The sequence below is a fragment of the Microbacterium sp. Leaf151 genome (assembly GCF_001424225.1).
Taxonomy (GTDB): domain Bacteria; phylum Actinomycetota; class Actinomycetes; order Actinomycetales; family Microbacteriaceae; genus Microbacterium.
The window spans coordinates 288,106-301,242 of record NZ_LMOR01000002.1 but is presented as its reverse complement, the minus strand read 5'-3'; the positions used below and the strand labels follow the sequence as shown (position 1 = coordinate 301,242).

Genomic DNA, 13,137 nt, shown 5'->3' with positions numbered 1-13,137 from the left:
CGCGGTAGGTTCGGATCGTGGCCACCACGACGACACTTTCGCCCGAGCTGCCCTGGCGCAGCGCCGCCTCGATCCCCGTGCGTCCGGTCAAACCGACGCCCACGTCGCGACGCGTGGTCACACCGCGCATTCCGATGGCGCTCCCCCACCCGAGCGTGCCGGGCGGAGCCTTCCGCCCATCGGCCTACGTCGGGGAAGCCGTGCCGTTCACGGTCACCGCCTTCCGCGAGGGTCACGACCGCATCGGTGTCAACCTGCGCTTGTTCTCGCCCTCGGGTGACGAGTCGTTGCACCGCCTCAGCCCCCTGAACGACGGATTCGACCGGTGGTCCACGATCGTCGCGCCGCTCGAGCAGGGCGTGTGGCGGTTCCGGTTCGAGTCCTTCGCCGACGACTTCGCCACGTGGGAGCACGCCGCCGAGGTCAAGATCGCGGCGGGTGTCGACAGTGCGCTCATGCGCGAGATGGGCGCGGAGCTCTTCGATCGCGCGCGCGGCGAGAAGAAGCGCCCCGGCACCGACAAAGATGCGCTGTACGAAGCCGCGCGGGCTCTTCGCGACCCGGACCTCCACGACGACGTCGCCCTGTCGATCGTGCGCGATCCCGCGATCGCCGCGCTGTTCGCCGCACGCCCGATGATGGGTCTGGTCTCGGTGGGCCGGGATGCCGAGCTGCTCGTCGAACGCGAACGCGCCGGCGTCGGCGCCTGGTACGAGTTCTTCCCGCGCTCCGAGGGCGCCACGCGAGGCGAGGACGGTTCCGTCGTCAGCGGCACGTTCCGCACCGCCGTCGACCGTCTCCCCGGCGTCGCCGGCATGGGTTTCGACGTGCTCTACCTGCCGCCGATCCACCCCATCGGCGAGACCAACCGCAAGGGCCCGAACAACACTCTCGTCACGCAGCCGGGCGACCCGGGTTCGCCGTGGGCCATCGGCGGTGCCGCGGGCGGTCACGACGCGGTCCACCCCGACCTCGGCACCCTCGACGACTTCCGGGCGTTCGTGGCAGCTGCGCGCGACAACGGCCTCGAGGTGGCCCTCGACCTCGCGCTCCAGGCGTCGCCCGATCACCCCTGGGTCGCGGAGCACCCCGAGTGGTTCACGACGCTGCCCGACGGCTCGATCGCGTTCGCCGAGAACCCGCCGAAGAAGTACCAGGACATCTATCCGGTCAACTTCGACAACGATCCCGACGGCATCCGGGCCGAGGTGCTGCGCATCGTGCGCCACTGGATCGCCCAGGGCGTGACCATCTTCCGCGTCGACAACCCGCACACCAAGCCCCTGCAGTTCTGGGAGTGGCTGATCGCCACGGTGAGCGCCGAAGAGCCCGATGCGGTGTTCCTCGCCGAGGCCTTCACACGGCCCGCCCCCATGCAGGGCTTGGCCATGGCAGGTTTCCAACAGAGCTACACGTACTTCACCTGGCGCAACACGAAGGAAGAACTCGAGGAGTTCCTCGGTGCGCTCGCGCACGAGACCGACGACTTCCTGCGCCCCAACCTCTTCGTGAACACCCCCGACATCCTCACCGAATACCTGCAGTACGGCGGACGGCCGGCGTACAAGATCCGCGCCGCCATCGCCGCGACCGCGGCTCCGACGTACGGCGTGTACGCGGGGTACGAACTGATCGAGAACGTCGCCCGCCCGGGGTCCGAAGAGAACATCGACAACGAGAAGTACGAGTACAAGTTCCGCGACTGGGAGGGCGCTGAGGCCTCCGGGCACTCGATCGCGCCGTACCTGCGCATGCTCAACGCGGCGCGACGCGCCCATCCGGCTCTCCGTCAGCTGCGCAACCTCGACGTGCACTGGAGCGACGACGACGCGACCCTGGTCTACTCCAAGCACCTGCCCGCAGAGCTCTCGCCGACCGGCGCCTCCGACACGATCATCGTCGTGGCCAACGTCGACCCGCACTCCACACGCGAGACGACCGTCCACCTCGACACGACCGTCTTCGGCATCGAGCCGGGCGCGTCGTACGACGTCGAAGACCTCGTGACCGGCCAGGTCTGGACCTGGGCCGACCACAACTTCGTGCGTCTCGACGCCTTCAACGAGCCCGTGCACATCCTGCACGTCAAGGAGAACCGATGACCCCGCTCCCCGCTGAGATCCTGGATGCCGTCGCCCACGGTGCCCACCACGACCCGCACAGCGTGCTGGGCGTGCACGAGACCGGTGACGGCTGGGTGATCCGTTCGCGGCGTCCCCTCGCCCTCGAGGTCGTCGCCGAACTCGCCGACGGTCAGAGCGTGCCGTTGGAGCACCTACGCGGCGGTATCTGGGAGGCGCACACCGAGGACCACCCCGGTGCATACACCGTGCGCGCGCGCTACGAGGGCAGCGAACACGTCGCCGACGACGGTTACCGGCATGCGCCCTCCATCGGCGAGCTCGACCTCCACCTCGTCTCGGAGGGCCGCCACGAAGAGTTGTGGCGAGTCCTCGGGGCACACGTACGCGAGCTCGACGGATCGCACGGCGTGGCCTTCACGGTCTGGGCACCCGATGCGCGTGCCCTGCGCGTCATCGGCGACTTCAACGGCTGGGACGGCTCGGGCAGTGCCATGCGCTCGATGGGTGGCAGCGGCGTGTGGGAGGTGTTCATCCCGGGCATCGGAACCGGCACGCGGTACAAGTTCGAGATCCTGACCCGCGGCGGTCAGTGGATCGAGAAGGCCGACCCCATGGCGCGCCTCGCCGAGGTGCCGCCGGCGACGGCGTCGGTCGTCACCGAATCCGACTACAGCTGGGCAGACGAGGCGTGGATCGCGCACCGCTCCTCCACCGCTCCGATCGATCGCCCGATGTCGATCTACGAGCTGCACCTCGGCTCGTGGAAGCAGGGCCTGTCCTACCGCGACGCGGCCGACGAGATCATCGACTACGTCGGTGCCCAGGGCTTCACGCACGTCGAGTTCCTGCCCCTGTCCGAGCACCCCTTCGGCGGCTCGTGGGGCTATCAGGTGTCGGGCTACTACGCCCCCACCAGCCGCTTCGGAAACCCCGACGACCTGCGTTACCTGATCGACCGGCTTCACCAGGCCGACATCGGCGTCATCATGGACTGGGTCCCCGGACACTTCCCGAAGGACGACTTCGCCCTCGCCCGCTTCGACGGTGAAGCGCTCTACGAGCACCCCGACCCGCGTCGCGGCGAGCACAAGGACTGGGGCACGCTCATCTTCGACTACGGCCGCAACGAGGTGCGCAACTTCCTCGTCGCCAACGCGCTGTACTGGTTCGAAGAGTTCCACGTCGATGGACTGAGGGTGGATGCCGTGGCGTCCATGCTCTACCTCGACTACTCCCGCAACGAGGGAGAGTGGGCGCCCAACCAGTTCGGGGGCCGCGAGAACCTCGAGGCCGTCCGCTTCCTGCAGGAGGTGAACGCGACCTCCTACAAGCGCTACCCCGGCATCGCGCTCATCGCCGAGGAGTCCACCAGCTTCCCCGGGGTGACCGCGCCGACGTCGGCCGCGGGTCTGGGCTTCGGCTTCAAGTGGAACATGGGCTGGATGAACGACTCGTTGCAGTACATCGGGCGCGACCCCATGTACCGCTCGCACCACGAAGGAGAACTGTCGTTCTCGTTTGTCTACTCGTTCAGCGAGAACTTCGTGCTCCCCATCAGCCACGACGAGGTCGTGCACGGCAAGGGCAGCCTCTTCGGACGGATGCCGGGAGACCACTGGCAGAAGCTGGCGAACATGCGCGCGTTCCTGGCCTACATGTGGGGCCACCCGGGCAAACAGCTGCTGTTCATGGGCCAGGAGTTCGGCCAGATGTCGGAGTGGTCCGAATCGCGCAGCCTCGACTGGTGGATGCTCGACCAGCCCGCCCACCGACAGCTGCACGAGTTCGTCGCCGAGCTGAATCGCGTCTATAAGGATCAGGCGGCCCTCTGGTCGCGCGATCACGACGGGGCGGCATTCTCTCGCCTCGGTGCGCCGGCGTGGAATCCGAACGTACTCGCCTTCGCGCGCCGTGACCACCACGGCAACACCGTCGCAGTCGTCTGCAACTTCTCGGGCGTTCCCCTGGGCGACTTCCCGCTCGACCTTCCCGAGGCGGGCACCTGGACCGAGGTGCTCAACAGCGACGCCGAGGTGTTCGGCGGCTCGGGCCAGGGTAACCTCGGCGCGGTGACGACCGACGCCCGCGGCAACGCGACGCTGACGCTCCCGCCGCTGGGTGTGCTCTGGCTGCACCACCGCGCCGACGCCTGACGGCACGCGAACGTCGAAGGCCCCGTCCTCGGACGGGGCCTTCGTACGTGGCGCGGGGGCGAGGATCACGCCCCCGCCGGTGGCTCAGAAGAGCAGGGATGCCAAGCGGGTGCGCGCGCGGATGACGCGTGCGTCGTCGTCACCGATGAGGCCGAACAGCTCGAGCAGACGCTCGCGCACGGGGGCCCGCTCGTCCGTGGGAAGCGCCGCGAAGATTTCGAGCAGACGCCCGAAGGCATCGTCGACGTGTCCGCCGACGACATCGAGGTCGGCGACGAGGAACTGCGCCTCGATACCGGTCGGCGACGCTGCGGCGGCCGCGCGGGCAGCCTGCAGGTCGGCGTCCTGCACGCGAGCGAGCAGGCGCACCTGCCCGAGACCGGCTCGCGCATCGGCATCGCGCGGATCCTCGACGAGGGCCTTCTCGTAGGCGGCGACCGCACGGGCGTAGTCGCCCTCCTCGATCGCGGCGAATGCTTCGGCGTGCAGCGGCGGGAGTGGCTCGTCACCGGGCTCCTCGGCCGGCGCGACCCCCTCGACCGGCACTGTGCCCGTCACGCCGTGCTGAGCGGCGAGCTGCAGCAGCTGGGCGAACACGTCGCGCACCTGTTCTTCGGGTACCGCCCCCGTGAACAGAGGAACGGGCTGCCCCGCGACGAGCGCGAGGACCATCGGGATGGACTGCGCACGGAAGCCCTGCGCCAGCTGCGGGTTCGCATCGACATCGACCTTGGCGAGCACGAGGCGTCCGCCGAGCTCGGTGACGACCTTCTCGAGCACGGGGCTCAGCTGCTTGCAGGGCTGACACCACTCGGCCCACAGGTCGATGACCACCGGCACGGTGCGCGAGAGCTCGAGGACGTCGCCGAAAGTGGCATCCGTCACATCGAAGACGAGGGGGGTCGCGCCACCCGCCTGGGCGTCGGCAGACGCGGGCGCGGGAGTCTGCGGGCGGTTGCGCAGCGACGAGAGGTCGACGGCACCGCGCAAGACGGAACCGGGGGCGGGAGTGCTCACGGGGACACCTTCGCTTCGAGGAGGCTGGATCGGTAACCGAGCAGGCGGATCTGGTCGTCTGAGCCCTGGCTGGGCACGTAGAAGAACACCTGATCGGAGTAGGTCGTGGTGAAGCCGGTCGCGGATTGGTCGACCCCGGTGAGGGCCTTGACCGCGGGGTTGTTGTCGAGCTTGATGACAGCGTCGGCGTTGGTCGGCTTCGCGGTGTCGCTCTCGTAGACGTTGACCGCGACGATCGCGCCGGTGTCGAGCGTGGCGAGGGCGATCGGGGTCGCGGGGCCGGCCGACGCCGCGAAGCTGATCTCCGCGGTTCCCGCACCGGTCTGGTTCAATTCGTCGGTGCGTTTGGTCTTATTGTCTTGGATGGCCGACAGCAACAGGTCGTTGGCGGTGTCGAACGTCGACCACGACGCACTGTTCTGCCCGTTGTTGATGATGTCGGCGTACGCCGCGGCGACCTTCTCGGGCGCCAGCACGAGGAAACTCGAGTCCGGCGGCACCTGCGTCGCCCCGACGTAGGGCGCAGCGAGCTCGGGCAGATTGGTGGATGCCTCCAGGTTGCCGACGTAGGACGCCTTGTACTCGTCCCAGGGCGACTCCTGCGTCATCATCATGATCGTCGTCGTCGGCGTCGCGGCATCCGCGGACTCCACGACCGTCATGAGCGTGCGCGGCCAGGCCCCCGTGGTCTGCGGGAGCACGATCTGCACCGGCTCGGCGGGGATGGCCGGCAGAGTGGCCCGGTCGGGGATCGCCGCGCGCAGCGTGTAGTTGGTCTGGCGTTCCGCCAGCGCGGGGCCCGCGAGACGCTCAGCGGCCCCCGTCGCGTCGAGGGCCGCATCGGCCTGCGCCACTGTCGACGACACGCGCGACACGATGCGCTGCGCCTGCGCCTCGGTGACGGCGGGAGGGAACTGCCCCTCGGGGACGATCACGGTCGGTGTAGGGCTCGGTGTCTCCTGAGCGGCGAACTGCGGCCACGCGTCGGCGGAGCAGCCGGCGAGGAGGGCGACCGAGACACCCAGAGCGGGCATCGCGATGAGCGCCCTGCGTCCGCCGAGGACGCCACGTCCACGCGAACCGCGTCGGCCGGGGCTGTCGCTGATGACGCCCTTCGCCTCGGCGCCGCCGACCATCGAGATCGGCTCGGTGACGGGCAGGGGCAGTCCCTTTCGGCGCGGACGACGCGAGCGGCGCACGTGCCGGATGCCGAGCAGGTAGAGCACGAGACCGACGAGCAGCACGATGCCCCCGCCGACGATGAGGGGGCCGGCCCACGGGGTGGAGTCGTCGATGGGCCAGCTCACGCTGACGTTGGCGGGAGCGGGGGCGATGCCGTCGGACGCGATGAGCACGCTCATCTCGCTCGGCAACTGCAGGGTGGCGGAGAGCGTGCCCGTCTGTTCGTACTCGTCGAGCCACAGGTCGGAGTCGACGGGGCTGCGACCGGCCGCCGCGGCGCTGGTCGCCGTCACGGTGGGCTGCACCTCACTGGTCTGCACGACGCCTTCGCCGTCGACGGTCACGGCGGTGTAGGGCACATCGGCCAGCCATGCCTCCATGTCGGCGGTGCGGCCGTAGGCGGCGAACACCTCGCCGTCACCCTCCACGCGCAGCGTCTGAGCCCCCGGCACGCTGGTGAGCAGCGCGCCATCGACGAGCGTGTAGGCGGACGTGCCCTCGGTCTGAACGGTCGCCGAGGCCTCGGATGGACCCTGGAACACCGTCCTCTGGGCGATTCCGGCACCGATCATGACGGCCGCGATGACGAACGCCACCACAGCCCAGACGAATCTCACGCTTCACACCATCCCCACCGGCGGCTCGGGCGCCACCGAAGAATCGACGTTCCAGAGTATCCGAGGGCGGCTGAAAGTTCTCGGCGAGGCCCGTCGCGCGCAATTGGCGCCGCCGTCGTCAGTATCCTGACGTCACGGGCGCGAACGCCCGCTGAGGCGGGAGTCTGGCGGCATGAAGATCCACAACCCATTCCGGGTCGCACTGCTGGCTACGCTCGGCGTCGGAGTCGGCCTCCTGCTCATCGGCAGTGTACAGAACCTCTCGACGATCCTCCTTTACGTCGGCACGGCGCTTTTCCTCTCGCTCGGGCTCGACCCCGTGGTCTCGTTCCTCGAGAGGCGCGGCCTCCCGCGCTGGGCGGCCGTGCTCGTGACGATCCTCGGGGTCCTCGGCATCTTCGCCGGGATCATCGTGATGGTCGTGCCCATCATCGTCGGGCAGATCGCGCAACTCGTCGTGCAGGTGGAGCAGCTGCTCCAGCCCGACCGCTGGAACGAGGTCGTGCGGCAGGTGCAGGACTGGGTGTCGGCGAACCTCCCCTGGCTGCGCCTGGACGACGTGTGGGCGGGCGTGCAGCAGTGGATCTCCACTCTCGACGTCGGTTCCATCTCGACCATGATCGGCAACAGCCTCCTGACCGTCGGCGGGGCGGTGGCGGCGGGCCTGGGCGGCGCGTTCATCGTGCTCATCCTGACCATTTACTTCACGGCATCCACTCCGTCGCTGAAGTCGGCGGTGTACCAGCTCGTGCCGGCGTCCAAGCGCGCGCGCTTCATCGAACTCGCCGAGAAGATCACCGACTCCGTGGGCTACTACGTCATGGGCCAGGTCAGTCTGGGCGTCATCAACGGCGTGCTGAGCGCGATCTTCCTGTCGATCATCCAGGCGCCGTTCCCCGCCGTGCTCGCGGTGATCGCCTTCTTCTTCTCGCTCATCCCCCTTGTGGGAACTCTCACCGGGTCGACGATCATCGTGCTGACCTGCCTGATCCCGGGGGTCGGATCGCCCACCATCGCGATCATCGCCCTGGTCTACTACCTCGTTTACATGCAGATCGAGGCGTACGTGATCTCCCCGCGCATCATGAATCGCGCGGTGTCGGTGCCGGGATCCGTCGTGGTCATCTCGGCGCTCGCGGGCGGCGCGCTGCTGAACCTGTTGGGCGCGCTCATCGCGATCCCGGTGGCCGCCAGCATCCTCATCATCTACCGCGAGGTCATCATCCCCCGGCAGAACGAGCGCTGAGCTCAGTCGGCGACGTCGCCGTCCCATTCCACGGGCAGCGGCAGGGCGTCGGGGACGACCGCGGCGACGATCTCGGTCAGCACGCGGCGGGTCTGCGTCTCGCCCACCCACAGGTGCTTGCCGCCCTCGACGGCGATGAGGGTGGCATCCGGAACCGCGGCGAAACGCTCGCGCGCCGCGTCGGGCCGCAGGTAGTCGTCGAATTCGGGCACGAGCACGACCATCCGACGCTCGTCACCCGCCCAGGCGGCGACCTCGTCGGCGGTCGCGCGGTGAAGGGGTGGCGACAGCAGGATGACGCCTTCGATGTCGTGGTCGCGGCCGTACTTCAACGCCAGCTCGGTGCCGAACGACCAGCCCACCAGCCACGGCCGCGGGAGACCCCGCTCCCGAACGAAGTCGACCGCGGCCGCCACGTCGAACACCTCGCTCGCTCCCCCGTCGAAGGCGCCCTCACTCGTACCCCGGGGCGAGGTCGTCCCGCGGGTGTTGAAGCGCAGCACGGCGATGTAGGCGAGAGCGGGAAGGCGGCCGGCGGCCTTGCGCAGGATGTGCGAGTCCATGAATCCACCCGCTGTCGGCAGAGGATGCAGCGTCACGAGAGTGGCGACCGGCGCCCGGTCGGCGGGGAGAGCCAGCTCACCGACGAGGGTGAGGTCGTCGACCGTGTGCAACTCGATGTCTTCCCGACGGGCGGGAAGCAGAACGGGGCCGCGAATCTCCATCAGGCGATCCTCCAACAGTGTGTGTGCCAGTGTCGACGTGCCGCCAGGTCGGCGGCGTCGCCGAGGACGCCGTCAGCGCGCCAGACGACGAGATGAGCGGTCCCCGTCAGAACCGCCCGCCCGCAGCCGGGACAGATGTAGTCCTTCTGCGCCTGCGGGGCGGAGATCGGCTGCACGGTCCACTCGATGCCGCGTCTGACCTCGGTGCGCTTCCACCCGGCGATGAGGCGGTCGAGGGAGTCGTCGCCGCGATCGGGCTCCGGGCGTCGTTTACGGGAGCGGGGCATGGATGCCGCTCACCACCAGTGGTTGTTGGTCCAGAACGCGTAGGCGCCGGCCCAGCTGCCGTAACGGCCCGTGGCGTAACCGGTGGCCCAGCGCAGGTTGTCGACGGGGTCGTAACCGTTGCCGGGCACCTTGCTGCACGGAAGCGCCTGGACGAGCCCGCACGCCCCGGACGAGCGGTTGGTGGCGTTGGGGTTCCACCCGCTCTCGCGGCTGACGATGTAGTCGACGTAGCCCATGTCGGACTCGGCGATGCCCGCCGCGGCCATCCACTCGGCGGGAGCCCCGCCGCCCGTGTAGAACAGCGGCCCGGAACTGCCCGCCGACGACTCGGAGTCCGACTCGCTCTCGCGCGTCGAGGTCGGGGTCGGCGTGGGCGTCGGTGTCGGCTTGGGCTTGACGTAGACGTTGTAGCTGGAGCGATCGAGCTGCGGCGCCTGCTTCTCGCCGAGGGTCGAGACCGCCTGCGTGTCGTCCAAGCCCTCGGCGTAGAGCGTGACCGTCCGCGGCTCATCGGCCTGCGCGGGCTGGAGCGCCGCACCCATGGGGCCTACGTAGGCCACGGTGAAGAGCACCGCCGCGCAGGCGCCGAAGGCGCCGACGACGCCGCGGCGGCGTGACCAGCGGGGGTTGGCTCGACGGGGCATCACCGGAGGGATCACGTCGTGTCCCGTCTCGCCGCGACGGGCGACACGGGGCGATGAGGTGCGGGAGAGGTGCGAACCGGAAGTCACAGTGCCGCTGAGTCTACCGAGGCGCGGCGGGAGGTGTCATCCGCGCTCATCCGACGGCGAGCATCACATCGACGACGGCGTCGAGGACGGCGTCGACCTGAGCTTCGCGGTACCCGCCGCGTTGCATCCGGAAGGCCACCGCACGCACCTGATCGGGGGTTACGGGGTCGCCCGCCGCGAGATACCGCGCCACGCGGTCGGCCACCACGTCGACCTCGTCGACACGGTAGCCGTAGCGGAGGATGCCCACACGCTCGAAGCGCGACCCTCTCGGACGACGCAGACGATCGAGGACGACCTGAGCTGTGTCCCGGGTCTCGGCGACCCACGCGCGGGCCCCGAGTCGCGACAGGGCGTGTTCGCGCTCGCGTGCCGCGAAGGCGTCTTCGACCCGTCCGAGGGCGGCATCGACAGCCGTGACGGAGTAGCCCCCGCGCACGAGGGGGAACGCCGCCGCGCGGACGTCGGAGGACCGGAGCGTCCCGACGTCGTCGCTCTCGAACACTTCGCGCGCACGGGAGAGGAACGTGTCGACGGCACGTCTCTCGTAGCCCTTCGCCCGACCGGAATCGGGGAATGGCATCGCCTCGACCTTGTCGTGGATCTGCGTCTCGCTCATGACACTCCCAACGGTGCGAGGAGGTAGTAGGTCACCAGGGCGGCGGTGGCTGACGGCAGGATCGAGTCGAGGCGGTCGAGCACCCCGCCGTGCCCGGGCAGCCAGGAACTCATGTCTTTGATGCCCAGATCGCGCTTCACCATCGACTCGCCGAGATCCCCGACCGTCGCCGTGGCCAGCACCACGGCACCGAACACCAGGCCCGCCCACCAGGGAACCTGCAGCATGAACACGGCAAGGAGCGCGCCCGCGACGAGGGCGGCGACGCAGGCACCGGCGAAGCCCTCCCACGTCTTCTTGGGGCTGATGCGGGGGGCCATCGGATGCCGCCCGCCCCGCCCGAAGGTGAGGCCCGACACATACGCGCCGGTGTCGGCGGCGACGGCCAGGATGATGAAGGCCAGGACCCACCACTCGCCGCGGGGTTGCGCGAGCAGCACCACCGCCATGCTCGTGAGGAAGGGGACGTACAGCTGGACGAATCCCCCGACCAGCACATCGCCGATCACGTCGATCCGAGCACGGCCGTCCGACGCGATCATCTGGGCGATCACGCGCCACACGACGACGACGACCACGGCGGTGAGGGCCGCGATCCAATGCACCCAGGGACCGAGGAAGAATCCGCTCAGCAGAAGCAGTGATCCCATCACGAGCTGCGGAACCACGTCGACGCGACGTCCTGCGACCTGCAGAGCGCGGGAGAACTCGAGCACCCCGAGGACCATGGCCGCCCCCGCGAAGAACACGAAGAGCCACTTCACGAAGATGAGCGAGGCGACGAGGACCGCGCCGATGCCCACGCCGATCAGCGTCGCGACGATGAGGTCGCGACCGGTGCGTTGTTTGAGCCGCTCATTCGCTTGCCCGAACTCCGCGCGGGCATGGGCGATGTGCTGCTCGGCATCCGTGCGCATGGCACGCAACTGCGATTCGATGGCCGTCACGCCCTCTCCCGTGACCGGTGAGCGGCGCGCGGCCTCTTCCCGACGCGAGCCGGGCAGATCGACCGGCTGATCTTCGCCGGTCTCAGGGGCGTCGGGCATTCGGATCAGACCTCGAGCAGCTCGGCCTCTTTGCGCTTGAGCGCCTCGTCGATCATGTCGACGTGCGTGCGCGTGACGGTGTCGAGCTCCTTCTCGGCGCGTACGAGCTCGTCTTCGCCGACGTCGCTCTTGAGAGCGTCCAAGTCGTCTTTCGCCTTACGACGGAGGTTGCGCACCTGCACCTTCGCGTCCTCACCCTTGCCGCGAACGATCTTGACGTACTCTTTGCGGCGGTCCTGGGTGAGCTCGGGCATGGTGACACGCACGATCGTGCCGTCGTTCGTCGGGTTCACGCCGAGGTTGGGCATGTCGCGGATGGCCTGCTCGATCGCCTTCAGCGCCGTCTTGTCGTACGGGTTGATCACGAGCGTGCGGGCCTCGGGGTTGTTCAACGACGCGAGCTGCGCGAGGGGTGTCGGCGACCCGTAGTAGTCGACCAGCACCTTCTGGAACATCTGGGGGTTCGCGCGCCCGGTACGGACGGTCGCGAAGTCCTCCTTGGCGGCCTCAACAGCGCGATCCATGCGCGCTCCGGCATCGGCGAGGACATCGGCGATCACGGTGACTCCATTCGTTGGGACTGACGTCTCAGTCTAGTCGCGCGCGGGCCCGGCTCCCCGGGCCCGCGCGGCGCGTCACGCGGTGACCAGGGTTCCCATGGTCTCGCCCAGCAGCGCGTCGGTGACGTTGCCGGGCTCCATGCCGAACACGCGCATGTCGATGCCGTTATCCATGCAAAGGCTGAACGCGGTCGAGTCGACGACCTTGAGCCCCTTCTGCAGGGCGTCGCGGTAGGTGATGTGGTCGAGCTTCGTGGCGGAGGAGTCGGTGCGCGGGTCGGCGGTGTAGACGCCGTCCACGCCGTTCTTGGCCACGAGCACCTCGGTCGCGCCGATCTCGAGTGCCCGCTGGGCGGCGACCGTGTCGGTCGAGAAGTAGGGCAGTCCCGCACCGGCGCCGAAGATAACGACGCGCCCCTTCTCGAGGTGGCGGACGGCGCGACGCGGAATGTAGGGCTCGGCGACCTGGGTCATCGAGATGGCCGACTGCACGCGGGTGGCGGCTCCGGCCTGCTCGAGGAAGTCCTGCAGGGCGAGGGCGTTCATGACGGTGCCGAGCATCCCCATGTAGTCGGCGCGTCCGCGGTCCATGCCGCGCTGACTGAGCTCGGCGCCGCGGAAGAAGTTGCCCCCACCGACCACGATCGCGATCTCGACCCGGTCGACGGCCTGGGCGATCTCTCGCGCGATCTGACTCACGACATCCGGGTTCACGCCCAACTGGCCGCCCCCGAACGCCTCCCCCGACAGCTTCAGAAGAACTCGGCGGCGCTTGCTGGCCTCATCGATCACGTGTGGTGTCCTCTCGTCTTGAACAAACTATCCCCCGCGCGTTTCCTGCGTGCGTCCGCGGCGGTCGCAGCGGGAGC

At 69.0% G+C, this 13,137-nt stretch carries 12 protein-coding genes; 3 read left to right on the top strand and 9 right to left on the bottom strand.

All coding sequences use genetic code 11. The features are described 5' to 3' along the window. Positions 1 to 134 precede the first annotated feature (134 nt). Positions 135 to 2,102: an alpha-1,4-glucan--maltose-1-phosphate maltosyltransferase gene (locus ASF76_RS05485; RefSeq protein WP_055955356.1), complete on the top strand. Its 1,968-nt coding sequence runs from the start codon at positions 135 to 137 to the stop codon at positions 2,100 to 2,102. Beyond that, positions 2,099 to 4,237: a 1,4-alpha-glucan branching protein GlgB gene (gene glgB, locus ASF76_RS05480; RefSeq protein ID WP_055954185.1), complete on the top strand. Its 2,139-nt coding sequence runs from the start codon at positions 2,099 to 2,101 to the stop codon at positions 4,235 to 4,237. The genes ASF76_RS05485 and glgB overlap by 4 nt, the downstream gene beginning before the upstream one ends. Before the next feature lie 84 nt (positions 4,238 to 4,321). Here the strand turns inward: glgB and ASF76_RS05475 are convergent, their stop codons facing one another. Both ASF76_RS05475 and ASF76_RS05470 read right to left on the bottom strand, forming a co-directional pair. Next, positions 4,322 to 5,254, bottom strand: a complete 933-nt coding sequence (locus ASF76_RS05475; protein ID WP_055954183.1) for a tetratricopeptide repeat protein — start codon at positions 5,252 to 5,254, stop codon at positions 4,322 to 4,324. Then, a complete protein-coding gene (locus tag ASF76_RS05470) occupies positions 5,251 to 7,053 on the bottom strand; it encodes a hypothetical protein (RefSeq protein ID WP_055954180.1) in 1,803 nt (600 codons plus the stop codon). The genes ASF76_RS05475 and ASF76_RS05470 overlap by 4 nt, the downstream gene beginning before the upstream one ends. A 172-nt stretch (positions 7,054 to 7,225) precedes the next feature. On the opposite strand from ASF76_RS05470, the gene ASF76_RS05465 reads away from it, so the two are divergent. After that, on the top strand, positions 7,226 to 8,299 hold the full coding sequence (locus tag ASF76_RS05465; protein WP_055954177.1) for an AI-2E family transporter: 1,074 nt from the start codon (positions 7,226 to 7,228) through the stop codon (positions 8,297 to 8,299). A 2-nt stretch (positions 8,300 to 8,301) separates the two neighbouring features. Here the strand turns inward: ASF76_RS05465 and ASF76_RS05460 are convergent, their stop codons facing one another. From ASF76_RS05460 to pyrH, 7 genes are all read right to left on the bottom strand, one after another. After that, a complete protein-coding gene (locus ASF76_RS05460) occupies positions 8,302 to 9,024 on the bottom strand; it encodes an alpha/beta hydrolase (protein WP_055954174.1) in 723 nt (240 codons plus the stop codon). Further along, positions 9,024 to 9,311, bottom strand: a complete 288-nt coding sequence (locus ASF76_RS05455; protein WP_055954171.1) for a hypothetical protein — start codon at positions 9,309 to 9,311, stop codon at positions 9,024 to 9,026. Before ASF76_RS05455 ends, ASF76_RS05460 begins: the two co-directional genes overlap by 1 nt. A 9-nt stretch (positions 9,312 to 9,320) precedes the next feature. Beyond that, positions 9,321 to 10,043, bottom strand: coding sequence for a transglycosylase SLT domain-containing protein (locus ASF76_RS05450; RefSeq protein ID WP_235561241.1), 723 nt, complete (start codon positions 10,041 to 10,043; stop codon positions 9,321 to 9,323). A gap of 46 nt (positions 10,044 to 10,089) precedes the next feature. Next, on the bottom strand, positions 10,090 to 10,662 hold the full coding sequence (locus ASF76_RS05445; RefSeq protein WP_055954168.1) for a DivIVA domain-containing protein: 573 nt from the start codon (positions 10,660 to 10,662) through the stop codon (positions 10,090 to 10,092). Beyond that, complete coding sequence (locus ASF76_RS05440) at positions 10,659 to 11,708, bottom strand: phosphatidate cytidylyltransferase (RefSeq protein ID WP_055954165.1); 1,050 nt, start codon at positions 11,706 to 11,708, stop codon at positions 10,659 to 10,661. The genes ASF76_RS05445 and ASF76_RS05440 overlap by 4 nt, the downstream gene beginning before the upstream one ends. 5 nt (positions 11,709 to 11,713) lie before the next feature. Beyond that, complete coding sequence (gene frr / locus ASF76_RS05435) at positions 11,714 to 12,268, bottom strand: ribosome recycling factor (protein WP_055954162.1); 555 nt, start codon at positions 12,266 to 12,268, stop codon at positions 11,714 to 11,716. Between the two features lie 75 nt (positions 12,269 to 12,343). Continuing rightward, the gene (gene pyrH, locus ASF76_RS05430) at positions 12,344 to 13,060 is read right to left on the bottom strand and encodes a UMP kinase (protein WP_055954160.1); all 717 of its coding nucleotides are present in this window, start codon (positions 13,058 to 13,060) and stop codon (positions 12,344 to 12,346) included. Positions 13,061 to 13,137: the final 77 nt, after the last annotated feature.

Bases quoted from the DNA above. Each gene is read 5' to 3' on its own strand.
- ASF76_RS05485 (WP_055955356.1), top strand. From the start codon at position 135: ATGGCGCTCCCCCACCCGAGCGTGCCGGGCGGAGCCTTCCGCCCATCG.
- glgB (WP_055954185.1), top strand. From the start codon at position 2,099: ATGACCCCGCTCCCCGCTGAGATCCTGGATGCCGTCGCCCACGGTGCC.
- ASF76_RS05465 (WP_055954177.1), top strand. From the start codon at position 7,226: ATGAAGATCCACAACCCATTCCGGGTCGCACTGCTGGCTACGCTCGGC.
- ASF76_RS05460 (WP_055954174.1), bottom strand. From the start codon at position 9,024: ATGGAGATTCGCGGCCCCGTTCTGCTTCCCGCCCGTCGGGAAGACATC.
- ASF76_RS05455 (WP_055954171.1), bottom strand. From the start codon at position 9,311: ATGCCCCGCTCCCGTAAACGACGCCCGGAGCCCGATCGCGGCGACGAC.
- ASF76_RS05445 (WP_055954168.1), bottom strand. From the start codon at position 10,662: ATGAGCGAGACGCAGATCCACGACAAGGTCGAGGCGATGCCATTCCCC.
- ASF76_RS05440 (WP_055954165.1), bottom strand. From the start codon at position 11,708: ATGCCCGACGCCCCTGAGACCGGCGAAGATCAGCCGGTCGATCTGCCC.